The organism is Lentzea aerocolonigenes (assembly GCF_000974445.1).
GTDB classification, from domain to species: Bacteria; Actinomycetota; Actinomycetes; order Mycobacteriales; family Pseudonocardiaceae; genus Lentzea; species Lentzea aerocolonigenes.
The window spans coordinates 172301-195290 of the sequence record NZ_BBOJ01000006.1; the positions used below are offsets into that span (position 1 = coordinate 172301).

A 22990-nucleotide genomic window follows, 5' to 3' on the forward strand; every position below is an offset into this window, starting at 1 on the left:
GACAGTTGCAGTAACAGTGGCCAGAAGGAATCCCGAGCCATCCGCTTGAACACGCACGGATGCGTTCTGCTTGGCGCAGAGTGTTCCGCACTTTCTTGATAAACGCTACAGTCCTCGCATCGACCCTCCCCTGAACCCGGGAGAGAGCCGAGAGCCGCCGGAGGAGCCATGTCGCTGCTGCCACTCGACCGTCGCGCCCAGGAGACCCCAGCCGAACCCGCCCTGGTGGACGACTGGGAAGTGCTGTCCTGGTCCGGCCTCGCCGGCCAGGTGACACGGGCGGCGGCACGGCTGCTGGAGATCGCCCCCGGCCCTCACGACCGGGTCGTAGTGCTGGGCGACAACGCCATTCCGACGGTGGTGACCCATCTGGCCGGACTGCGCGCCGGTGTGGGGACCGTTGCCGCGTCCCGGCATCTGACGCCGGGCGAGCTCGTGGACCAGATCATCGACGCGGGGGCGACCGGGATCATCGCCGGCCCCGCCGGGGCGGGTGCCGCCCTGGACGCGGCCAGGGAACTGGGCCTGCCGCTGGTGATGCACGGCGCTCCGCCGATCGGGCACGCCTTCGACTGGGACCTCTGGCTGGCGGCCACGCCCGCCGGCCGCCCGGTCCCCGCGGACCGGCCCGCCCGGCCGCCCCTCGTCTACACCTCGGGAACCACGGGCCGGGCACGCGGCACCGAGGTTCGCTGGGTGACAGGCCCGGTCGCCGACAGCGCCGCGTATCTGACCGCGATGGCCGCCCGGTCCGGATTCCCGCCGGGACCGCACCTGGTGTGCGGCCCGCTGCAGCACAACGCGCCGCTGACGTCGCTGCGGCACCTTGTGGCCGGTCAGCAGGTGATCGTCCTCGGCAGATACGACCCGGCGACGTTCCTGAGCCGCGTCGCGAAGTGGCGGGTCACCTCCACCGTCATGGTGCCCACCCACTTCCAACGACTGCTCGCCCTGCCGGAAGAGGTGCGCACGCGGTACGACGTCTCCAGCCTCGCCCAGGTGTCCCACACGGGATCCGCGTGCCCGCCGGACGTGAAGCGGGCCATGATCGAGTGGTTCGGACCGGTGCTGACCGAGTCTTACGGCGCCAGCGAGGCGGGCACCGTGGCCCGCATCAGCAGCACGGAGTGGCTCGAACACCCCGGCTCGGTGGGGCGCGCCCAACCCCCGTTCGAGGTCCTGGTGACCGATGACGACGGCCGACCTCTGCCGCCCGGCGAACGGGGACTGCTCGCCTTCCGCGCGCCCGAGGACCGGGGCGTTCGCTACCACGCGGATCCGGACAAGACGAAGGCCGCCTATCTCTCTCCCGGCGTCTTCACCCTCGGCGACATCGGCTACGTCGACGCGAACGGCTACATCTTCATCACCGACCGAGCCGCGGACGTCGTGGTCTCCGGCGGCGTCAACCTGTACCCGGCGGAGAGCGAGGCGGTGCTGCGGCAGCACCCGGCGGTCGCCGAGGTAGCGGTCATCGGCGTGCCCGATCCGGACTTCGGCGAGTCGCTGCGGGCGCTGGTCGTGGCAGCCGTGGATGGGACGCTGGCCGAGGAACTGGACCGGTTCTGCCGCGACCGGCTGGCCGCCTACAAGTGCCCGAAGACTTACGAGTTCGTTCCTGAGCTCCTGCGCAACGCGATGGGCAAGCTCGACAAACGCGCGATGCGCCGGCCCTACTGGCGCTCCGAGCGGACCATCGCGGGCTGAGCCAGGCCGAGGACCGCCGACCCCTCGTACGAAGGATCATCCATGACCGAACTCCTGCTCATCCGGCACGGCCTCCCGCTGGCGGGCGTGTACGACCCAGGGCTGTCGCCGGAGGGCACCGCGCAGGCCGAGCGCCTCGCCGCCTGGCTGGTGCACGAGGACATCGACGCCCTGTACACCAGCCCGTTCCGGCGTGCCCGCGAGACGGTGGCGCCCCTGGAACGACTCACCGACATGACCGCGACGGTGCTGGACGACCTGCGCGAGTGGGACACGGACGTCTCACACCCCTACACGCCACCTGAGCAGATCAACGCGGACGATCCCAAAGCGGCGGCGCTCGCAGAGGGACGGTACGAGGACTTCGTGCCCGATCTGGACTGGGACGCCTTCCGCGCGCGTGCCGTACGGGCCATGAACACCATCCTCGACACCCACTCCGGCGGGCAAGTCGCGGCCGTGTGCCACGGCGGCATCACGAACACCTGTCTGGCGACCGTGCTCGGCCTGCCCACGATGTTCTGGTTCCACCCCGGCTACACCTCGGTCTGCCGGGTCCGGCGGCTGCCGGGCGGCCGGATCGTTCTGCACTCGGTGAACGAGACGGCCCACCTGATCGCCGAGCGTGCCGTCGACGCGATCGCCTGACCCCCGGCCCGACCCGCCCCACTCCCCAGGAGGTCCCGGCCATGCCCGGATCCGTCATCGTCGCCGGAGTCAGAACGCCCATCGGCAAACTGATGGGCACTCTGAGCACCGCGTCCGCCGTCGACCTCGGCGCCCACGCCATCAGCGCGGCGCTGAACGCCGTGCACCTGGACCCGGCCGCGGTGGAGGCCGTCGTCATGGGCCATGTCGTCCAGGCCGGGGCCGGCCCCAATCCGGCACGGCAGGCCGCGATCCGTGCCGGAGTCCCGTTCTCCGTACCCGCGAGCACCGTCAACAAGCTCTGTCTGTCAGGTCTGCACGCCATCGCCCTGGCCGACCTCATGATCGCGTCGGGCCGCCACGAGGTGGTCGTCGCGGGCGGCATGGAGTCCATGTCGGGCGCCCCGCACCTGTTGCGCGGAGCGCGCACCGGCTGGAAGTACGGTGCGGCCGCCGTCGAGGACGCTCTCGACCGTGACGCCCTCGTCTGCGCCTTCGACGGCGTCTCCATGGGCGCGGCCACCGAGCGGTACCAGCAGCCGTTCGCCCTGACCCGTGAGGAGCAGGACGAGTACAGCGCGCTCTCCCACCGACGGGCCGCCCGCGCCCAGGAGTCCGGCGCGTTGACCGACGAGATCGTCCCCTTCACGGTGACGGGACGGCACGGCGAGACGGTGGTGGACACCGACGAGGGCGTGCGGCCGGGAAGCAGCGCCGACAGCCTGGGGCACCTGAGGTCCGCCTTCTCCAGCGGGGGCGCCATCACCGCGGGGAACTCCTCGCAGCTCTCCGACGGCGCCGCGGCCATCGTCGTGATGAGCGCCGAACGCGCCCGGCGGGAGGGCCTGACCCCGCTCGCCGAGATCGGCGCCTACGGCACGGTCGCGGGCCCCGACCCCTCCCTGCTGGTCCAGCCGGCCGGCGCGGTCCGCGACGCCCTGTCCAGGGACGGCCGGTTCAAAGCCGCCGACCTGGACCTCTTCGAGATCAACGAGGCGTTCGCAGGAATAGCCCTCGCCTCCGTACGAGAGCTGGACATCCCCTTGGAGAAGGTGAACGTCAACGGCGGCGCCATCGCCCTCGGCCACCCCGTCGGCATGACGGGTGCCCGCCTGGTGCTGACCCTCGCGGCGGAGCTGCGGCGGCGCGGCGGTGGAACCGGGGCGGCGTCCCTGTGCGGGGGCGGCGGCCAGGGCGACGCGCTGCTGCTGCACGTGCCCACGCAGGCCTGAACCCCGGAGGTGACGCATGATGAACGACCAACCGCCCCTGGCCGAGACGATCCTCACCGTGGCGACCCGCGCCCCGGCAGCCGACGGAGTCGTCTCCCTCACCCTGCGCCGCTCGGACGGCGAGGCACTCCCCTCCTGGACGCCGGGTGCCCACATCGACGTACTCCTGGACAGCGACGACGGCGACCTGATCCGTCAGTACTCCCTGTGCGGGCGCCCAGAGGAACGCGAGGCCTGGCAGATCGCCGTGCTGCGCGAACCGCAGGGCCGCGGCGGCTCCGCGTACGTCCACGACCACATGCGCGAAGGCAGCACCGTCCGGGTCCGCGGTCCACGGAACAACTTCCCGCTGCGGCCCGCCGCACGCCATCTGTTCGTCGCAGGCGGCGTCGGCATCACGCCGATCCTGCCCATGGTCGAGGCCGCTGAGGCCGCAGGGGCCGACTGGCGTCTGCTGTACGGCGGCCGCACCCGCACCTCCATGGCGTTCCTGGACCGTCTCGCACCGTACGGGGACCGTGTGCTGATCCGTCCTCAGGACGAGTACGGCCTGCTGGACCTCGCCGCCTTCCTCGGCCCACCCGAGCCGGACACGCTGGTGCACGCCTGCGGTCCCGAACCCCTGCTGCGGGCCGTACAGGAGAAGTCCGCGGACTGGCCGCCAGGCACGCTGGGCGTCGAGCGGTTCGCGTCGGCTGCCTCGGCCGGGGCGGGTCCGGCCGAGGCGTTCGAGGTCGAGCTCGCCCGTTCCGGGCTCACTCTCACCGTGCCGCCGGACCGCTCGGTGCTCGAAGCCGTGGAGGAGGCCGGTGTCGCGGTGACCTTCTCCTGCCGGGAGGGCACATGCGGTACTTGCGAGACCGACGTGCTCGACGGCAGGCCCGACCACCGCGACTCCCTGCTGACCGAGGACGAGCGGGCCGCCGGCGACACCATCCTCATCTGCGTCTCGCGTTCGTGCGGGCCTCGCCTGGTCCTCGACCTGTGAGCAGTGGGGCTCACTCACACCGTCCCTGTTCCGCCCGCCAGTCATCTGCCAGGACGTCAGCCCAGACAGGTCTGGACCTGATCAGCCCAGACCTGTTCACGGCCTTCAGTGCTATGCCGGTTGTTCGACCTCACCGCGCCAGTTGCCAGCTACCCCACAACAGTGTTCGAGAGTTACTCGACTCGGTCGGGATTGGATGGGTGGCGGCGCCACCAACCCAGCAGTGCGGCCAGGATCAGTGAACCGCCCAGTGCTCCTACGGCCGCACCCATCCACGGAACCTGGTCGTGCAGCAGGACGGTGGCCACAATGAGCGCGATGTAGATCGTGGAGGTGATGATCCAGAACCGCACCCGTGGGGATTTGGCCGCGCGGTTGGGCATTAGAAGAGTCCCTTCAATCCTGAGACGAACTTCGCGCCACCGGTGAAGCCGCTGATCGCCATGGCGCTCAGGCCGTCGTCGCGGACTTCCTGCGGAGTGCCGCCGCCCAGCGAGGAGCCAAGCCCTGCGCCGGCGCCCGCACCGAGTGCGGACATCACGCCGCCCGCCGCGATGCAGCCCGCTCCGGCCGTCGCGGGGCAAGACAGTGCGAGTGCTCCGACGGCTACGCCGCCGACGAGCCCGCCGATTGCCGCGCCCCACGTCGAGCCCGTGCTGGCGCCTGTGGGGTCGCTGTTGTTGATCGGGTCCCCCTGGGCGTAGTTGTACGGGTTCGGTTCCTGGCCGGTGGGGTCCGGTGACCGGAAACGGGCGAACGCGCTGTCGTACACCCGGTACCCCATGAAATAGGTACCCAGTTGCAACTGGTACGCACCCAGGTATCGGAACGGGTTCACTGCGGCCGCGGTTCCGGTCGCCGTGACCGTCCCGTACGCGGTGTAGTCGTACTCGGCGACCAGGTTGCCGGAGGTGTCGACCAGGCCGATCACGCTGCCCTGGTGGTCGGTGACCGCCCCGTACCGGGCACCGGCGCCATCCTTCAGCCCGATGAGCAGTCCCTCCGCATCGCGGGTGTAGCTGGAGCGCTTGCCGTTGTCGACGGTCTCCGTGATGCCCAGGGCGGTGTGCGTCAAGACGTGTGTGACCTGGCTGCCGCCGGCGGTCTCGGTGATCGTCCTGGGCTGGGTCTGCTGGCTGGTGTCGTAGCGGACGTCGAGCACCTGGGTCGTGCCGGCGTGGCCGGTGAGGACCTGGTTGGTGGGGCTGAAGGTGTACCGCGATTCCGGGTTGGTCGTCGACGCGTGGTTGCCCGCGCCGTCGAACGCCACGGTCGTGTCATTTGCCTTGGTGGCCTGGTCGGCGGCGTTGACGGTGTACGTGCGGCCTTCACCGGAGAGCAGGTTCGTGGCGTTGTCGTAGTCGTAAGTCGTGCCCGGCGCGGTCTTGAGCCTGCCTGCGCCGTCATAGGCGAAGGACCGGGTGCTGCTGCCCCTGGTCTTGACCTGGATCCTGTCGGTGTCGGTGCCGTCGGGCTTCGTGTAGCGGTTGGTGGTCTTCAGCAGCTCACCGCCACCGGGCCGGGTGACGGTCACCGAGGTCTGGCGTCCGGCGTTGTCGTAGCCGGTGGTCTGCACGGCGCCACCGGGGAACGTCGTCGTGGTGCGCCGATCGGCGTTGTCGTAGTTGAAGGTCGTTGTGCCGCCGTAGGAGTCCTGCAACGTCTTGAGGCGGTTCGCCTCGTCGTAGTCGTACTTCGCCACACCCGTCGGGGTGGTCAGCGTCTTGACGTTGCCCGCCTTGTCGTAGGTGTAGGAGACGACCTCGGTGCCTCGCGTGACCTTCTCGAGCAGGTTGCGCGGGTCGTACTCGAAGACCCTCGTCGCGTCGGCGGTCTGCGTCCTGGTGAGGTTGCCGTTGGCGTCGAAGGCGTTGGACTGCAACACGGTGCCGTTGTGCGTGATGGTCGTGACGCGGTCGAGCTTGTCGTAGCTGTAGACGATCTTCTTGCCGTTGCCGTCGGTCATGCTGTCGATGCGTGAGAGTGCGTCGTAGGTGAACGTCGTCGGCTTGGCCGGTGCTGGCGGGACAACCTTTGTCAGGTTGCCGCGGTCGTCGTACTCGTAGGTGGTCTTGGCCTGCTTGCCGTCCGTTTTCGACTCGACCAGGCCCATCCGTTCGGTGTAGGTCAGCACTTCGAGGTCCGCGTTCAGGCCCGTCGATCGGATGCTGGTCACGTTGCCGTTGTCGTCGTAGTGCCGGGTCACCTGGTTGCCCGACGCGTCGGTGATCTGCGTCGGCAGGTGGGGATGCGCCGAGTCGGTGTAGCCGACGACGTTCTTCGCACCGGTCGCGAGTTTCGTCCCGATCAGGTTCTGCTGCGGGTCGTAGTCGTAGGTGGTGGAGTGCTGCAGCCCGTTGGTCGTGACGTTGACGTCGCTGTTGGCCGTCCAGGTACGTGACTGCGTGTGGCCGAGGGCGTCGGTGGCCTTCGTCTGCCGCCCTGGCGACTCGAACTCGTGCACCGAGCTGTGCAGGTTCGGGTCGGTGACCTTCGTCCGGTCGACGCTGTCATCGGCGTAGGTCGTGGACGCCCCGGTGCCGTCGCGGGTCGGTTCGGAGAGCTTGGTGATCTGCGATGAATCCGTTTCGTACTCGAGTTTCCAGATGTTGCCGCGGCCGTCGGTGACGGAGGTCAACAGATCCCGTTCGGTGTCGTAGCCGAACTTGACCTTGTTTCCCGCCCGGTCGGTGAGTTCGCTGATCAGGTCGTCGTCGTAGATGTAGTTGCCGAATGTCAACCCGGTCGGGTCGGTCAGCGAGGAGTCCCTGCCCTGAGCATCGCGGTTGAACGTGGTGACGCGGCCTTGCGAGTCGGTGATCGACGCCAGGGACCCGTCCGGCCGGTAGCGGTTGGTGTTGGCGTTGCCGTTGCGGTCGGTCTGCGACACGAACCAGCCCTTGCCGGTGAACAGCCACCGCTCGCCGGAGTCGTTGAACGTGACGACGTAGCCACCCTCCGGCGTCTTCGTCAGCGACGCGCGGAAGTGCTTGGCGGGAGCGAACGTGCCGTCCTCGTTCTCCGGGAACTCCACGCAATACCCGTTGGGGCCGTGCAGGATCCGCATCTTCGCGTTGGTGAAGCCCGGGTCCTCCAGCCCGATCTCGGTACCGCTGTGGATCCAGTTGTACGCGGTCTGGGCGTTGTAGAACCGGTCGGCGGACATGTTGAGGCCGGTGCCCTTGATGGTCAGTTCGCGATAGGACAGCACGACGTTGCGCGTGTCCAGGTTGACCAGCAGTTCCAGCCGGTCGCTGATCTGGTGCCGCTCCATCGGGTACCACGGCAGCACACCGAGGTTGTAGTTCAGACAGGTCGTCCGCATCGCCGAGGCGTCACCCGGCGCCCGCCACGCCCGGTCCGGCGGTGCGCCGCCTACGGGCGTGCGGTTCACCTCGATCGTCGGCTTCGCCGGTTCTGCGGCGGCGGGAGCGGATGCCCCACTCGCCACCAGAGCCGTGATAACGGCACAGCTGAACGCGCGCAGCACGAAGCCGCGCAGCAATCTGCGCTTCATTCTTGTTCTTCCCCCTAAGCGACCGTGCAGGCCCCCCGGCCGACACGAATCCCAAGTTAGCGATAGATCAACTCCTGCCACACCGCCATGAGGAGTGATTGACTCGGCCAATCGCCAGTCGATACCCGTTCTCAGTCGCTTCAAACATCAAATTTCCCCGAATTATGGAGTGTCGTCTCCATTGGCAGGCGTTTCTTGCCGTCACCTTCCGGAATTGTGATTCCTGTGGCGGTGAACCTGGTGACGATGCGGGAGGTCTTTCGGCTCGCAGCCTGGTCAGGAGACTGTGGTCCAGCCCGGCCAGGGACCGAGGTCGCCTCGCAGACACGCGAGGCGGCCTGCTGTTGCTGGCGGGGTCGTCGGTCGCGGTCTGGGCGGCGAAACACGCCAGCCGTAACTCGCGGATGTCGCGCAGCACCGGGTAATCCGGCCAGCTGGAGGTCCGCGACGGCGAGTTGATCCACCACAGCGACCGCGGCTCGGCCCAATTTCGATCCAGGAAATTCGTCCAGGCACTCGTGCGCCACAGCTTGACCGGGTCGATGGGCCGGGTCGGCGCCGCGGGTGACAACGCCGCGATGGAAAGTTCTTCGCGTTGCTGCAGAACAATGTTCTCGACCGGCACACCTGGACCACCCGCGAGGAACTGCGGATCGCGATCGTGACCTGGATCGAACGCACCTGCCACCGCCGCAGACGCCAAGCCGCCCTCGGCAGGTTGACCCCCATCGAATACGAGACAATCATGCCCACGCCAGCCAGTCAGGCTGCGTGACTACAACTGTCACCTACTCGTGCAGCAGACCCCCGAGAACCGATCACTACGAGCCGCGCGCACGTGGAAATCAGTCATCACCTCGACCCCTGGCGCCGCCCACGCCGTTGCGGTGGCTTGCCGGCTTGTCGCGCCGAACTGCTCGATCGCCTGACGGATCTCGCTGACCGGTAGAACGACCTCGGGCTAGCCGCGGTCCGGTAGCAGGTAGGCGTGCACGAGCCGCAGCGGCACCTTGTGCCGGGCGCATTTCTGCGCGGCCCACGCCACGGCCGACAGTGCCGAGGTGGAGTTGTCGACGCCTACGACCATCGGCGCGGACGGTGCTTTCGTCGTTGTCCTCCAGCAAGAACCGGTGGCGGAGATCCCGCCGCGGCAACGGTAGACATCGGGAGGTCAAGCGGACGCTGCCCGTAGGTTTTGCGGCGTCCGTGTCCCCGGCCTGAATCTCCCGCGCACAGCGGCGGCGTCCACGTTCAGCAGCAGGAGCACCACAGCCGCAACGGACAGGGGCAGGACCGCCGTGTGCACGAGCAACATGTCGTTGAACGCGGATCCGAAGACGTAGATGGCGTAGTTGTAGATCGCGTACATCAGCACGCCGAGCCAGGTCAGTTGCGCGCCAACGGATCCACGTCGCGACATCACCAGCGAGCCCACCAGCAACGGCACCGCCAGCACCAGCGTGACCAGGTCGTAGGCACGCAGCTCCGCGACCACCTCGAGCGGGTCCTGATAGAGGCTCTGCTCACACAGCCCCACCACCGACGAGACGGTCATCAGCACCGCGACGACCACAGACACCAGCCAGGCTCGGCCCGGTTGGCCGATCTGTCCTGCCTTCATGCCGTCTGCCGCCTTCACGTATCACCCACATCGACGCTAGGCCGGCCGCGCTGGAGCGCAGGAGATTCGAAGGTCCCCAGCGCTGGGGACGACGGGCTCTGCGACACGCCCAACGCACCGACAAGTCCGGGAAGCGGCATCTCGATGAAGGCGCTCGGCGCGCCGAAGTACGCCGCACTCAGGATCCCGCTCCGCTTCAGCAGGTGCCCACGCTGAGCCGTGAACTGGTGGACCGGGTACGCGGTCAGTTCGCCCCAGTACGGCATCCAGGTGCGCTGACCTCCTGGTCTCAGCCGGCGATTCGCCGAACCGCGGCGACGGCGTCCCCCAGCGAGGAATGGCATCCGATCACCTGGCGGAGCCCGGTGACGGTCAGTGGCCGGAGCACCGCGCGTTGAGCGGCCACCACGGCCACGGCCCCGCCACGGCACGTCGCCTGCTGGTGAGCATGAGCGAGGAGGTTGACGCCGCCGGAACCGAAGAACGTCACGCCGCGCAGATCGACGACCGTTCCGCCCACCTCGACCGCCACGTCATCGCTCAGCGCCGAACGCAAAGGCTCAATGGTGTCCTGGCCGACTTCGCCGGACACACCGATCACGTGCACACCGTGGCACCACGACAGCCAGACGGCTATCTGGAGTTCGTGGCCGTGGTCCTGCTCGCCCATGGTTGCTCCCTCACCGACCGGGGAGAACGGCATCCGAGCACGGGAGGCCCGAACAAGCGCTCACGTTGCCCGCCAGGCAACCAGCCAACCAGAGATCGGGCCTCGGCTCAGGTGGAACACCAGCCGATCAGGCGATCGGAGGATCACCCGTTTACCGCAAGCGGGAGATTAGTGCTCACAGCTCGTGAAGCCGAACGGGCCAGTCACCTCGGGTCCGCGGTCCCTGGTTCGCAGTGGGTGGTGTCCGCATCGTTGAGGAGCAACCGATCACCTTCCCGAACAGGGGTGCGAGAGCACCTGACGACGAGCAGCAACACGACTGGAGGTCGTCGTGACCGACACGGCACGGAGGTCCCGCAGAACGGCACGTCGAAGCAGCTACCTGGTTGCGGCGTTGCTCGACGTGACCTTGCTGGTTCTGATCAACGTGTCACCGGGCTGGCAGGCGATACCGGTGCTCACCGCCGCGGCGGCCGACGTGGTCGTGGCGGTGGACGTCGCGCTTGCCGTCGCGCTCGTCGTCAACCTGCTCTGTCTGGCTCGCCCTCGACGGTCGTTGGCCGCAGTGGGCGACGTGGTCAGCACGGCCGCCGGGTTGGCTGCGGTGTTCAGAGTGCTTCAGGTGTTCCCGTTCAGCTTCGCCGGTTCGGCCACGGACTGGGCCGCAATCACTCGCCTGACCCTCATCTCGATCATCGTCGTGGTGTCCATCGCCCTGGTGGTGCAGCTCGTCGTGCTGGTGCGCGTCCTCGTACTCGGGCCCGAGCGGCGCGACTAGCAGGCGTACCACCTCGCGGCCCGGGTACCCGATCACAGTGTCTGAGGGGCCGATTGCGGCGTGACCTCAGCCCGGCCCCGTGGGGACCCCATGCCCTGTTTCGCGATCGATCCGGAAGACGGCGTGGGAGCAACGAAACCCGAGTGAGGCATGGACCCGCGAACTGCTGAACGCACCCGACCGGAGGAATTGATGACGGACTCGACCAGGCCGGTGGTCGTCGGCGTCGACGGATCGGCATCGGCGTCACACGCGGTGCGATGGGCCGCCGGGGAAGCGGAGGCGCAAGACGGGGCTCGTGATCCTGCACTCCTGCCTGCTGGTCCCGGTCCACGCGCCACACCTGGCTGGATCGTCCGAGGCCTGTGCGGAAGCGGTGTTCGACCACGGCCGGGTGGTGCTCGTCGAGGCCACCACCGTGGCCGCGGAGACAGCGCCTCAGATCGAGGTGACCACGGAACTGACCACCGGCGGTGCGGCCGAGCAACTCGTGGGGCGATCCGCGTCGGCCCAGCTGGTGGTGCTGGGTTCGCGCGGTCTGGGCGGGTTCACCGGTCTGCTCGTGGGCTCTGTCGCGGTTGGTGTGACGACCCATGCGCATTGCCCGACCGTCGTCATTCGGGAGCCGTCTTCCGAAGCGGTTGCTGAGCGCGACGCACCTGTCGTGGTCGGTCTGGACGGATCGCCCGCCGGCGATGCCGCCCTGGCGTTCGCCTTCGAGGCCGCCGCGCTGCGCGGAGTCGCCTTGCACGCCGTGCACACGTGGTGGGACGTCACCGCCGAAACGGCGTGGCAGCGCGGACTGACCGCGACCAATCTCGCGTCGATCGAGGCCGCGGAACAGCGGTTGCTGACCGAACACCTGGCCACCTGTGCGGCGGCGTATCCCCATGTGCCCGTGCACCGAGTGCTCACCCGCGACCGGCCGGCGCACACCCTGGTCCAGCAGTCCGCGAACGCACAGCTGATCGTGGTCGGCACACGAGGACGCGGCGGTTTCCGCGGCCTGCTGCTCGGATCCACCAGCCAGGCGCTGATCCACCACGCTTGTTGCCCCGTCGCGGTGGTTCCGCTGACACAGCACTGATTTCCGGTTCAGCCGACCGTCCGAAGTGGAGCTTTAGGGACGCCCGAACCGCACGCGCTGAACTACGCTCGGCAGATGCGCAACGACGCCGAACGAAGCCCTGAGGATCTCTTCGACGGATTCCCCGAGGGGCTTGCCCTCTGTCGCGCGATCCAGAGGGCCGTCTGCGCGATCGGCGAAGCGACCACGAAGACGACGAAGAGCCAGGTCGCCTTCCGCCGTCGCCGAGGCTTCGCCTACGTGTGGCGTCCGGGCCAGTACGTCAACAGTGCCGTGCCGGCGGTGCTCAGCATCGCCTTGCCCCGCGAAGTGAGGTCCGACCGCTTCAAGGAGGTCGTCCATCCTTCGGCGGGCGTGTGGATGCACCACATCGAGCTGCACGACGCCAGCGAGCTGGACGATCAGGTTCTCGGATGGCTGGCGGAGGCTTTCGCGAGCGCCGGTTGACCGCAGCTGCTCGATCGCCGGTTCAGGGCAAGAGCGGCACACTCCAGACGAGGGCGGTGCCGTGATCCGGTGCGCTGTCGATGGTGAGCGTTCCGGCGTGTTTTTCGGCGCGAGTGCGGAGATTCGCCAGGCCGCTGCGGCGAGTGGTGCCGCCGATGCCGCAGCCGTCGTCTTCGATCCGAGCGGTGACCGCGTCGGGAGTCGCGGTGACGTCGACCGTCGCAGTGTTGGCACGGGCGTGGCGTGCGGTGTTGGACAAGGCTTCGCGGACGACCGCGATAAGGTCCGCGGCGATGTCGCCGGGCACAAGGGTGTCCAGCGGGCCGTCGAACCGCAGGGCCGGGGTGAAGCCGAGGGGCTCGGTGGCGTCGTGGATGACGGCGGTGAGCTGGCGGCGCAGACTCGGTGGCTCGTCGGCTGTCAGTGGTGTCTGCAGGTTGAAGATCGTCGTCCGGATGTCGCCGACCACCTGGTCCAGCTTGCGCACGACGGTCACGAGTCGCCGTCGTTGGTCGGTGGTCGCGGTGGTGGCGATGCTGTGCAGGGACAGGCCGGCCGCGAAGACCTCCTGGATCACGTGGTCGTGCAGGTCGCGGCCAATGCGGTCGCGATCTTCCAGCAACTGCAGCGTCTCGGCGTCGGCGCGGTGCAGGGCGAGGCGCTGGGCCAGCGCTGCCTGGGAGGCGAACGAGGCGAGCAGGTCGAGGTCGCGGTGGTCGAAGCCGCGGCGGCCGGGGCTGTTGGCGACGACCAGCACACCGGTCGGGGTTTCGCCGGGTGCCACGAGCGGGGCGGTCATTCCCGCGCCGAGGTGGGCGGACCAGGGTGCGCCCGGGACGTGACGGCGTGCGTCTGCGGCGATGTTGTCGCTGAGCAGCGGTTGTGCGTTGGACATGGTCAGTCCGGACAGCGATTCCGCCGCGGGCATCTCCTGTCCGAGGAGTTCGCCCGCGTTCTGTCCGGCGGCTGCGCGGATGCTCAGCACAGCGGGGTCGTGGGTGGGCACGATGACGGCGGCGATGTCGGCGTCGGCGACGGTGCGCGCGTGGTCGGCGATCAGGTGCAGCACGTCGTCGGTGTTGGTTCCGGCCAGCAGCGCGGCGGTGATCTCGACGCTGGCGTGCTGCCACGCGGCACGGCGCTGGGCCTCGGTGTAGAGCCGCGCGTTGTCGACGGCGACGGCGGCGAACCCGGCGAGCGACTCGACCAGTGCCTCGTCCTCGGCGCTGAAGTCGTGGCCGCCCTGTTTCTCGGTCAGGTAGAGGTTTCCGAAGGCCTGGCCGCGGATGACGATCGGAACGCCGAGGAAGGACCGCATCGGTGGATGGCCGGGTGGGAAACCGGCGGAGGCGGGGTGCGAGGTGAGATCGGCCAGCCGGATCGGACGTGGCTCGGTGATCAGCAGACCGAGAATGCCCTCGCCGTGCGGCGGGTGCCCGATCTCGAGTGCGATTTCGTCGTCGACACCGCTGTGCACGAACTCCTGCACGACCTTGTCCGGCCCGAGCACTCCCAGCGCGGCATACCGGGCGTCGACGAGGTCTTTCGCCGCATCGACGATGTGGCGCAGCACCACGGGCAGCTCGACGTGGGAGGCCACCAGATGGCCTGCCCGCAGGAGCGCCCACAGCCGTTCGGTGCGGGCGGTGCCGGGAAGCCTGAGCGGGTCGGCAGGGCTGGAGGGCGGATCAGATTTCCTGCCGTGCTCGGTCACGCTCGCCTCCTCCGCGACGATCTGGTGGACAGTGTCCATGATGGTCGCGCGGGACGGGTGGTGCCGAGCGGCTCCCGCGCCACGGGACCTCTGGCACTGCGCGTGCTGCGGCACTGACGCTCATCCTCGATGCTGGAACCGTTGTCTCGTCCCTGGGAGTCGTCGTGTCAGATCGGCAACAGCTCGAGGTCCTGGAGCTCGATGTGTGTCTGGCGTTGCTGCAGACCGTGCGGGTGGGACGACTTGTCTTCACCGAGGACGCGCTGCCGGCGGTGCAACCTGTCAACTTCCGGATGCACCGGGGGCAGGTGGTCATCCGGGTGGCCGGCGGGGCCAAACTCGCCGCTGCGACCGGGAACTCCGTGGTCGCCCTCGAGGCCGACGAGCTGGACCCGGACTTGCGCACCGGGTGGAGCGTGACGGTGGTCGGTCACGCGAGCCTGATCACCGACGTCACCGAGCTCACGGACATCGCCGGCACCTGGCTGCAGCCGTGGGTGGACGGACGGCGTGACCACTTCGTCCGCATCCAGACAGAGAAAGTCACCGGACGACGCCTGCACTCCCCGGTCGGCACCTCCGCCTGATCGCAGCTCAACGAAGTGCAACGGTGAGCAGGACGACCGCGTCCGCGAGTGCGGTCAACCCGTGGCGCTGCGGCGGAATGACCGCGAGCCGGCCGCTTTCCAGGACCCACTCGTCGTCGGGGGTGTGCAGCCGGACCGTTCCTGTGATCACGTGGAGAGTCGCGGCGGGCGGCGAGTCGTGCTCGGCGAGTTCAGCTCCCTCGGCCAGCGCGATGAGCGTGACGCGTTGCGAGGAGCCGGACACCAGCGTCCGCGTCGCACGACGGGACCCGTGCTCGCGAGCCTGGGCGAGCAACTCCGGGCCGAGGGCGTCGAGCGAGGACACAGTCGGGTGGTCGGTCACCGCACAGGCTCCCATCCGGGTTCCGCGTCGTGCAGCGAGCGCTGCACGACGGTGACGGTGAAGGCCAGCGTGCCCGCGGCGACCACGGCCAGCGCCGCCAGCCCGAGCGCATAGGAGTCGAACGCACCGTAGAGGGCGCCCATCACCAGCGGCGGGACGAACCCGCCCAGACCGCCCGCGGCACCGACCACGCCGGTCACCGAGCCGACCTTGGTCCCCGGCGCCAGCAGCGCGACGAGCGCGAACACCGCGCCGCTGCCCGCGCCGAGCGCGGCCGCCATCGACAGGAACGCGATCGTGCCCAGTGGCATCAACGACGGCGTGAACGCCTGCACCGCGGCTCCGGCGGTCACGACGCCCAGCGCCGCTGCCAGCACCCGCACCGGGCCGATCCGGTCGGACAGCCAGCCGCCGACCGGACGCATCAGCACCGCGAGCAGCACGAATCCGGCCATTCGGTTCGCCGCGTCGGCCTGGGTCAGTCCGTAAGCGGTCTTCAAGTAGGCGGGCAGGTACACCGAGAACGCCACGTACCCGCCGAACGCCACCGCGTACAGCAACGATGCCTGCCAGGTCACCGGCAGTCGAGCGGTGTCCAGCAGGCGGCGCGTGACCGACTCGGTGGGCACCGTCCGTCCTGGAGCGTCGCGCAACAACAGCGCCGCAAGAACCGCGTAGACCGCCAGCACCACCGCTGTCACGATGAACGGCGTCGCCACCCCGCCGGAGCCGACCAGGCGAACGGTGGTCAGCGCACTGATCGCGGTGCCGCCCATGCCCGCGCCGAAGATCCCGATCGCCAGCCCGCGCCGCTCGGGCGGGAACCAGGCGTTGACGAAGGGCACCCCGACGGCGAACGCCGTGCCGCCCAGTCCCAGGAAGAACCCGCCGATCAGGAGCGCGGCGAGCGAGGAGTGCCCGGCCAGCCCGAGGAACAGCACCGGCACGATCGTGATCAGCGAGATCGCCGGGAACATCGTCCGGCCGCCGAACCGGTCGGTGAGCGCCCCCACCGGGATCCGCCCGACCGAGCCGACCACCACCGGGACGGCGACCAGCAGAGCCTGTTGGAACGCGCTCAGCCCCAGCGAGTCCTTGAACCGCGGACCGAGCGGGCTCAGCAGCGCCCACGCCCAGAAGTTGATCGCGAACCCGGCCGTGGCCAGGCTCAGCATCAACGCCCGTTGCCCGGAGGAGGGCGGCGGCGGTGTCTGCCGTTCGGGTGCGACTGTCCTGTCGGCGATCCGGTGTGAAGTCATCGGCTTCTCAGCTCGTCATCTGCGTGGTCGTGTCGGCCCACCGGTCCGGAGGGCTCGCATTCAGCGTCAGCCACTCGGGGTCATCTCTTCAGGGGCGAGGGCCCGCTGTCGGACAGGACCAACGTCCCTACTCGACGCGATGATCAGTGAGTTCCCTTGACGGCGTGAAGGAAATCAGCACGCCCGCGCGTGGACACGTGGTGCGCGGGCGGGTGTTCGTGTGGGCGAACGTCGTGGTGCTCGGCTGGCTGGCACTGGCCGTAATGCTGCTGGCGCTGCACGACGCGTTCCGAGTACCGGTCTGGGTGGCGCTGCACGCCCTGCTGCTCGGAGCGGTCACCAACGCGATCGTGATCTGGTCTGAACACTTCGTCGTGACGCTGTGCCGAGTCCCGGGGCCGCCGCCGCGCAGGCTCGCGTTGGGACTGACAGCACTGAATCTGTTCATCCTCATCGCGCTCGTGGGAGTCACGACCGACGTGGCGGTCCTCGCCGGCATCGGCGGAACGGCGGTGGCCGTGATCGCGGCCGTGCACACCGTCCACCTGCTACGGCTGAAGAAGGTCGCGCTGCCAGGACGTTTCGGCTACCTGACCGGCTTCTACGGCACCGCGAGCGCCGCCCTGGTCGCGGGCGCGGTGTCGGGCGCCGGTCTGGCGGTCGGCGCCGCCCACTGGTACGCCCGGCTGTGGGCCGCGCACGTGCACCTCACGTTGCTGGGCTGGATCGGATTGTCGGTGCTGGGCACGCTGTTCACACTGTGGCCGACCACGACGGGCTCGCGGATCCAGCAAGGCACCATCACGGCCGCCCGGCGTGCTCTGCCGGTGCTGACAGGAGGGCTGGCACTCGCCACCGGCGGCGTGCTCGCCGCGAACGTGTGGGTGGCCGCAGTCGGTTTGCTTGGCTACGCAACGGGAATCGCCGTCGCCATCACTCCACTGTGGAGCCGCCCGCGCGGGGCTGCGGCGTGGATGCTCGCGGCCGGCACGGGATGGCTCGGCATCGCCGTGCTGCTCGACGCCGTCCGCTTGCTGCTCGCCGGGACGGTGGAGGGCCTGCCCGAGGTGATCGGCACCGTCTTGCCGGTCCTGGCGGTGGGCTTCACCGCTCAGGTGCTCGTGGGCGCGTTGACCTGGTTGCTGCCGGTCGTGCTGGGTCGTGGCCCTGCGGAACACAAGGCCAGCGCGGACGTCCTCGCCCGCGGCTGGCAGTCGAGGGTCCTCGCGACCAACATCGCGGTCCCACTGGTCGCCTTCGGCTGGCCGGCCTCTGTGAAACAGATCGGCTGGGCCCTCGCGGCCGTCAGCGTCGCGACGTTCGTCGTCCTGGCCCTGCGGGTGGCGGTCCCGGCGGCGCGGAACCGTGCGCTCACGTCAGAACCCGGCCAGGTGCAACCCCGCGGTACCACCACCGGCGTGCTGGCGGGGCTGGCTGTTGTCGTGGTCGCAGTCGCGCTGGCCACCAGCGGACACAGCACCACGTCCGCCGTCCCGGACGGGGCGCGCACCGTTGACGTGACGCTGAGCGGGATGCGGGCGCGACCGGACACGGTGACCGTTCCGGCCGGCACGCGCCTGGTGTTGCGCGTGACCAACCAGGAGGCGATGCCGCACGATCTGCGCCTGGACAGCGGAGAGAGCACGCCACGGCTCGCACGGGGTGAGACCGCCCTGCTGGACGTCGGACAGGTTCGTGGTGACCGGCGTGCCTGGTGCACAGTGGCCGGACACCGCGCCGCGGGCATGACCATGACCATCCGGGTCGACGGCGGCCACCGACACGAACCGTCCGAACAGGACAGTCGCGACGCCGCGCCGGCGCTCGACCTCGCCGCCAGTCCCTCGCCCGGATGGAAGCCACGGGACGCCGCGCTGGCTCCGGCAACCGGCACAACGCATCGCGTCGAGCTGCGGGCCACCGAACAGGACGTGGAGGTCGCCCCAGGACGACGGGAACGACGCTGGACCTTCGCCGAAACCGCACCCGGTCCCGCGCTGCGCGGGCGCGTCGGCGACCAGTTCGAGATCACCCTGATCAACGACACCACGATGGGCCACGGCATCGACTTCCACGCCGGAGCCCTCGCCCCGGACGGACCGATGCGCACCCTCTCCCCCGGTGAGCGTCTGGTCTACCGGTTCACCGCGAACCGTGCCGGGGCGTGGCTCTACCACTGCAGCACGATGCCGATGTCCCAGCACATCGCCAACGGCATGTACGGCGCGGTGATCATCGACCCGCCCGGCCTGCCTGCAACGGATCGCGAATACCTCCTCGTGAGCTCCCAGCTGTTCCTCGGCGCACCGGGCAGCGACGCCCAGGCCGGCAAGATCCGCGCCGGTCAGCCCGACTGCTGGATGTTCAACGGCATGGCCGCCCAGTACGACCACGCCCCGCTCATCGGCCGCACCGGCGAGCGCGTCCGGATCTGGGTGGTCAACGCCGGTCCCGGTGACACCACGGCGTTCCACGTCGTCGGCGCCCAGTTCGACACCGTCTACCGGGAAGGGGCCTGGCTGCTCCGACCGTCGGACGCCGCCGGGGGCGCCCAGGTGCTGGACCTGGCACCGGCCCAGGGCGGGTTCGTCGAGCTCACCTTCCCCGAACCCGGCCGTTATCCCTTCGTCGACCACGACATGCGCCACGCCGAGAACGGCGCCCACGGCCTCTTCACCGTCACGGAGCACCAGTGATCGACATCTGGACCGTCGTCCGGTTCCTCCACGTGCTCGGCGCCATCATCTGGGTGGGTGGGCAGCTGACCATCACCCTCGTCGTCCTGCCACCCGCGCGCCGGGCGCTCACGCCGACCGACCGAGCCGACGTGCTGCGGGCGGTGGGCAAGCGGTTCGCGGTCATCACCGCGATGGTGTTCCTGCCCGTCCAGATCACCACGGGCATCCTGCTCGCCGACCGCCACGGCGTCACCTGGGCCTCGCTCCTGCACCCCGGCTACGGCAGGGTCCTCGCGACGAAGCTGCTGTTGTTCGTCGTGGTCATGGCGGCCACGGCCGTACACGGTGTCGCTCAGGCCAAGCAACGACCGCGCGCGGCCAGAGCCGCCTCCATCACGGCATTGATCGGTTCGGCCGGAGTGGTGCTGCTCGCGACGGGGCTGGTCGAAGGCTGAAGGCCTGCGGCGCCGTCAGGCGGTTTCGAGGAGCACTTCGGGACAGCGCTCGGCCAGGCCGTCGAACGCGGCCCGCCGGTCCTTGAGGTGTCGGTTGAAGAACGCCAGCGAGCAGGCGGTCACGATGTCGTGCGCCCTGTGCTTGTCGATCGGCCCCGTGAGGCCGAGCCAGCGGGTGAGCGGGGACAGCAGTGGCGCGTCGGAGAAGTCCTGGTGGTACATGCCGGGCACCTGCACCAGGTACGCGTCGCCGGGCATGGTGTCGAACACGGCCCGGATGGTGGTGATCGTCCGATCGATGTCCGCCTGCGACCAGCCCTCGCGCTGCATCGTCCCGGCATCTCGGGTGATCCACATCGTGGGCTGGGACAAGCCCGATCGGACCACGCTGGACGGCATCCAGACGTCCATCGGAAGGCAGGCGCGGAAACGGGATTCCTGCCTGCAGGCTTCGGCGGCGACCGCGCCGCCGAGCGACAGTCCGAAGATGCCCACGCGGGACAGATCCAGCCGTCCGGTGAGGATGCCGGTGGGGTCGGCGTGGTTCAGCGCGGTCAGCCGGTCGAGCGCGAAGACCGCGTCCTGGGCGAGGAACGGGACCACGGTCTCGACGAAGTCGTTGTCCACCATGCGGGAGTCGATCGTCACCAGCCGTCCGTCCGGGAACCGCACACCGGCTGCCGCGTGCGGGTGGTCGATGGCCGCGACGACGTAGCCGCGCGACACCAGTTCTTCGACCTGCCAGGTGTTGTGCTGCCGATAGCCGCTCCGGCCGGGCGAGAAGATCAGCACCGGGAAGCTCGGCTCATCGCACGCCGCCGGCGCGGACGCGACGGCGTTCGTGGAGACGTGCTTGAGGCACCGCAAGACGAAACTCGGCAGCCCCAGCAGCTTCGCCAGCGGCGCTAGAACGGCGGCGTCGGGAACGTACGGAGCCGGCGTGGCCGATGCGGGACGTGTTGCCGGGTACCAGATCTGCACGACCAGTTCACGGCGGTCATCGGGATCGGCGGTGAAGACGTCAGGCCGGTTGGTGTCCACCCAGTGGTGCGTGACCGTGCCGACCGCACATGGCCCGGACGGACGCGGTAGACGGAACAACGGTCGCGTCGTCACTCACGTGCGGCCAGGTGCACTTGCACCCGATCGACCGCGGCCTGTGGCGTGCGTCCAACACCACGCACCCGGTGGACGCCATCCGGCATGAGGGCGGTCACGTCCGCGAGCACCGCGTCGGGCATCGCCGGATGCGGCATGCGGCTGATCGTCAGATCGACGGTGTCCGCGGCCGGGAACTCGGCGGCCGCGAGCACGCGCATCCGGCGCAACAGCGGGGAGAACCAGGCGGCAGCCGCTCCCCTGCCCAGGTGCAGGTGGATCATCGGCTGTGGTGGCGATTCCCACCGGTGTTGCTCGGGAACGTGAACGGTCACGTGTTCCACGATCCAGTCAGGACTGATCTCCGACCAGGGACTGTGGACCTGTCCTGACCGGACCGTTGTGCTCAGCCGCCGACGATCAGCCCGGTGAGATGGGGGCCTTGTGCTCCGTCGCCGGGCTGCGACGAGAGCCATGCTTGCCTTGTGCCCATTGAACTTCGTTAGGGGGCAGCGATGTTGACGAAGAACGGGGTCGAGCTTTCGCAGGCCGAGTGCTGGGAGATGCTCAAGACCGCGCATGTCGGCCGTGTGCTCTACACCCGCAACGCGATGCCGCTGGCGCAGCCCGTGCCGTTCGTGCTGCATCGAGGATTGATCGTCTTCAGTCTCGATCCGGTGACCGCGGCCGGAGTCGTCCGCTACGGCTGCACCGTGGGGGCGTTCCAGGTCGACGATCTGACCGACAGTGGCACGGCCACGCGATCGGTCTCCGTTCACGGCGAGCTCGGGCTCCTCGAACCCGGCCAGATCGCCGCTGTCGAGGAATGTGGTCTTCCGGCTCACGGAGGCGAGGCGGTCTACGTCTACATCGTGCCGGAAGTGCTGATCGGCCGTCGGATCGGCGACTGGTCGTGAAGGTGCCGTCGGTCAGGTCGCCGCTGAAGTTCTTCGCGTGGACGTTCGCCCTCTCCGTTCCGATCTGGCTGGCGGGCGCGATCATCGGCGACGCTCCGGCGTGGGCACCGATGCGCCTGCCCATCAGCGCACTGGCGGCCGTGTGCCCGATCGTCGCCGCCATGCTCCTCATCGCTCGCGGCCGTGAAGCAGGCGGCATCCGGGGGCTCTGGCGGCGCGTGTTCGATCACCACGAGCTGCGGCCTAAGGGCTGGTACGCGCCGATCGTGCTGCTGATGCCGACGATTCTGTTCGTCAGCTACTGGGTGATGCGCCTGATCGGGCGCCCGCTGCCCCAGGCAACGGTTCCGCTGCTCGCGGCACCGTTGCTGTTCGTCCTGTTCTTCGTCGCGGCGGTAGGTGAGGAGGGAGGGTGGACCGCTTACGCCACCGATCCACTGCTGCGCCGCCACAACGTGTTGACCGCAGGCCTGCTGCTCGGGCTGGTGTGGGCGGCGTGGCACGTCGTTCCGCTCGTCCAGGCCCATCGCTCAGTCCGCTGGATCGCCTGGCACAGCCTGTCCATCATCGCGCTGCGGGTGATCATGGTCTGGTTGTACGCGCGCACCGGCAGCGTGTTCGGCGCGGTGGTGTTCCACGCCATGAGCAACGTCAGTTACACGCTCTTCCCGAACAACGGGTCGCACTACGACCCGGCAGTCACCGCGGCCGTCATCGGGACTGTCGCCGCCGGCGTCGGAACAGCCGAGTGGTGGCGCAAGGCCCGACACCGCGGACAGGACACGGATGGCTTTGACGGCGCTCACGCGTCCGTGCGGCGGTGACTGACGAGAGCCGACATCGGCTGGTCGGGCTGGATCATGTTCCCGGGCCGCAGCAGCTCGTCCAGTTCCTGCTGGGCGAGCCATCCGTTGCGCAGGATCAGGTCGTAGACCCGTTCGCCTGATTCCGGGGCCTCACCGGCGATGGTGACGGCGCGTTCGTGATCCAGGACAGGGCTTGGTGCGGCGGCGAGCCCGGTGCTGTTCACGACGTAGGCACGGCACCGTCTCGGGTCGGCCTCACGGTGACGCAGCGGTGAGTCAGGGTGCCGCAGGCGTTTCTCAGCAGGGCGAGAGCTCCACCTCGGCGGCAGGTCGCGTACCCGCCCTGCTGACCCGCACGACGATGATCTTTCAGGGGCAAAGGTCACCACCGGAGATGACTGGTGCCGGTCCCGGTCCGTGAGGCTTCCTACCCGGTCG

Annotated in this window: 23 protein-coding genes and 1 pseudogene; 13 read left to right on the forward strand and 11 right to left on the reverse strand. The window is 69.1% G+C overall.

Features of this window, described 5'->3' with window-relative positions; translation table 11 throughout:
* Positions 1-168 precede the first annotated feature (168 nt).
* Genes AOM45_RS13685 through AOM45_RS13700 form a run of 4 tightly spaced genes read left to right on the forward strand, consistent with a single transcriptional unit; the run spans position 169 to position 4575 of the window.
* Positions 169-1707: an AMP-binding protein gene (locus AOM45_RS13685; protein WP_030466745.1), complete on the forward strand. Its 1539-nt coding sequence runs from the start codon at positions 169-171 to the stop codon at positions 1705-1707.
* 42 nt (positions 1708-1749) lie between these two features.
* Complete coding sequence (locus AOM45_RS13690) at positions 1750-2355, forward strand: histidine phosphatase family protein (protein WP_030466744.1); 606 nt, start codon at positions 1750-1752, stop codon at positions 2353-2355.
* 41 nt (positions 2356-2396) lie between these two features.
* Positions 2397-3587 (forward strand): acetyl-CoA C-acetyltransferase, encoded by a 1191-nt coding sequence (locus tag AOM45_RS13695; RefSeq protein WP_030466743.1) that lies wholly within the window; start codon positions 2397-2399, stop codon positions 3585-3587.
* A 19-nt stretch (positions 3588-3606) separates the two neighbouring features.
* Complete coding sequence (locus tag AOM45_RS13700; protein ID WP_030466742.1) at positions 3607-4575, forward strand: PDR/VanB family oxidoreductase; 969 nt, start codon at positions 3607-3609, stop codon at positions 4573-4575.
* A gap of 173 nt (positions 4576-4748) precedes the next feature.
* Here the strand turns inward: AOM45_RS13700 and AOM45_RS13705 are convergent, their stop codons facing one another.
* Positions 4749-4958, reverse strand: coding sequence for a hypothetical protein (locus AOM45_RS13705; RefSeq protein ID WP_030466741.1), 210 nt, complete (start codon positions 4956-4958; stop codon positions 4749-4751).
* Positions 4958-8092, reverse strand: a complete 3135-nt coding sequence (locus AOM45_RS13710; RefSeq protein WP_081901984.1) for an RHS repeat-associated core domain-containing protein — start codon at positions 8090-8092, stop codon at positions 4958-4960. Before AOM45_RS13710 ends, AOM45_RS13705 begins: the two co-directional genes overlap by 1 nt.
* Before the next feature lie 461 nt (positions 8093-8553).
* Between AOM45_RS13710 and AOM45_RS52310 the strand changes: the two are divergent.
* A pseudogene (locus tag AOM45_RS52310) lies at positions 8554-8867 on the forward strand (integrase core domain-containing protein); the annotation flags it as partial.
* A 186-nt stretch (positions 8868-9053) separates the two neighbouring features.
* Here the strand turns inward: AOM45_RS52310 and AOM45_RS50830 are convergent.
* The 3 genes from AOM45_RS50830 to AOM45_RS13730 all read right to left on the reverse strand — a co-directional run bounded on the left by AOM45_RS50830 (position 9054) and on the right by AOM45_RS13730 (position 10383).
* On the reverse strand, positions 9054-9179 hold the full coding sequence (locus AOM45_RS50830; protein ID WP_156093719.1) for a universal stress protein: 126 nt from the start codon (positions 9177-9179) through the stop codon (positions 9054-9056).
* An 84-nt stretch (positions 9180-9263) separates the two neighbouring features.
* Positions 9264-9731, reverse strand: a complete 468-nt coding sequence (locus tag AOM45_RS13720; RefSeq protein WP_030466739.1) for a hypothetical protein — start codon at positions 9729-9731, stop codon at positions 9264-9266.
* 271 nt (positions 9732-10002) lie between these two features.
* Positions 10003-10383 (reverse strand): STAS domain-containing protein, encoded by a 381-nt coding sequence (locus tag AOM45_RS13730; protein ID WP_030466737.1) that lies wholly within the window; start codon positions 10381-10383, stop codon positions 10003-10005.
* Between the two features lie 331 nt (positions 10384-10714).
* Between AOM45_RS13730 and AOM45_RS13735 the strand changes: the two genes are divergently transcribed.
* From AOM45_RS13735 to AOM45_RS13745, 3 genes are all read left to right on the forward strand, one after another.
* Complete coding sequence (locus AOM45_RS13735) at positions 10715-11161, forward strand: hypothetical protein (RefSeq protein ID WP_030466736.1); 447 nt, start codon at positions 10715-10717, stop codon at positions 11159-11161.
* A gap of 298 nt (positions 11162-11459) precedes the next feature.
* Positions 11460-12248 (forward strand): universal stress protein, encoded by a 789-nt coding sequence (locus tag AOM45_RS13740; RefSeq protein ID WP_236703455.1) that lies wholly within the window; start codon positions 11460-11462, stop codon positions 12246-12248.
* A gap of 75 nt (positions 12249-12323) precedes the next feature.
* Positions 12324-12695, forward strand: a complete 372-nt coding sequence (locus AOM45_RS13745; RefSeq protein ID WP_030466735.1) for a DUF5655 domain-containing protein — start codon at positions 12324-12326, stop codon at positions 12693-12695.
* Positions 12696-12717: 22 nt separating this feature from the next.
* Here the strand turns inward: AOM45_RS13745 and AOM45_RS13750 are convergent, their stop codons facing one another.
* Positions 12718-14448, reverse strand: a complete 1731-nt coding sequence (locus AOM45_RS13750) for a GAF domain-containing sensor histidine kinase (RefSeq protein ID WP_051783032.1) — start codon at positions 14446-14448, stop codon at positions 12718-12720.
* Positions 14449-14573: 125 nt separating this feature from the next.
* Between AOM45_RS13750 and AOM45_RS13755 the strand changes: the two genes are divergently transcribed.
* Positions 14574-14996, forward strand: coding sequence for a pyridoxamine 5'-phosphate oxidase family protein (locus AOM45_RS13755; protein ID WP_030466733.1), 423 nt, complete (start codon positions 14574-14576; stop codon positions 14994-14996).
* Between the two features lie 7 nt (positions 14997-15003).
* Here the strand turns inward: AOM45_RS13755 and AOM45_RS13760 are convergent, their stop codons facing one another.
* Positions 15004-15339 (reverse strand): cupin domain-containing protein, encoded by a 336-nt coding sequence (locus AOM45_RS13760; protein WP_030466732.1) that lies wholly within the window; start codon positions 15337-15339, stop codon positions 15004-15006.
* Positions 15336-16514: an MFS transporter gene (locus AOM45_RS13765; RefSeq protein WP_035909739.1), complete on the reverse strand. Its 1179-nt coding sequence runs from the start codon at positions 16512-16514 to the stop codon at positions 15336-15338. Before AOM45_RS13765 ends, AOM45_RS13760 begins: the two co-directional genes overlap by 4 nt.
* A 248-nt stretch (positions 16515-16762) precedes the next feature.
* Between AOM45_RS13765 and AOM45_RS13770 the strand changes: the two genes are divergently transcribed.
* A complete protein-coding gene (locus tag AOM45_RS13770; RefSeq protein ID WP_236703467.1) occupies positions 16763-19294 on the forward strand; it encodes a multicopper oxidase domain-containing protein in 2532 nt (843 codons plus the stop codon).
* Positions 19291-19731 (forward strand): hypothetical protein, encoded by a 441-nt coding sequence (locus AOM45_RS13775; protein ID WP_030466729.1) that lies wholly within the window; start codon positions 19291-19293, stop codon positions 19729-19731. Before AOM45_RS13770 ends, AOM45_RS13775 begins: the two co-directional genes overlap by 4 nt.
* Before the next feature lie 15 nt (positions 19732-19746).
* Here AOM45_RS13775 and AOM45_RS13780 read toward each other — a convergent pair whose 3' ends face one another.
* Positions 19747-20847, reverse strand: coding sequence for an alpha/beta hydrolase family protein (locus AOM45_RS13780; protein ID WP_081901981.1), 1101 nt, complete (start codon positions 20845-20847; stop codon positions 19747-19749).
* The gene (locus AOM45_RS13785; protein WP_156093718.1) at positions 20844-21164 is read right to left on the reverse strand and encodes a hypothetical protein; all 321 of its coding nucleotides are present in this window, start codon (positions 21162-21164) and stop codon (positions 20844-20846) included. Before AOM45_RS13785 ends, AOM45_RS13780 begins: the two co-directional genes overlap by 4 nt.
* A gap of 180 nt (positions 21165-21344) precedes the next feature.
* On the opposite strand from AOM45_RS13785, the gene AOM45_RS49505 reads away from it, so the two are divergent.
* Both AOM45_RS49505 and AOM45_RS13795 read left to right on the forward strand, forming a co-directional pair.
* Positions 21345-21746 (forward strand): pyridoxamine 5'-phosphate oxidase family protein, encoded by a 402-nt coding sequence (locus tag AOM45_RS49505; RefSeq protein ID WP_030466726.1) that lies wholly within the window; start codon positions 21345-21347, stop codon positions 21744-21746.
* A complete protein-coding gene (locus AOM45_RS13795) occupies positions 21743-22570 on the forward strand; it encodes a CPBP family intramembrane glutamic endopeptidase (protein ID WP_051783030.1) in 828 nt (275 codons plus the stop codon). Before AOM45_RS49505 ends, AOM45_RS13795 begins: the two co-directional genes overlap by 4 nt.
* Here the strand turns inward: AOM45_RS13795 and AOM45_RS51745 are convergent.
* Positions 22549-22776 (reverse strand): hypothetical protein, encoded by a 228-nt coding sequence (locus AOM45_RS51745; protein ID WP_030466724.1) that lies wholly within the window; start codon positions 22774-22776, stop codon positions 22549-22551. The genes AOM45_RS13795 and AOM45_RS51745 overlap by 22 nt on opposite strands.
* Between the last annotated feature and the right edge of the window lie 214 nt (positions 22777-22990).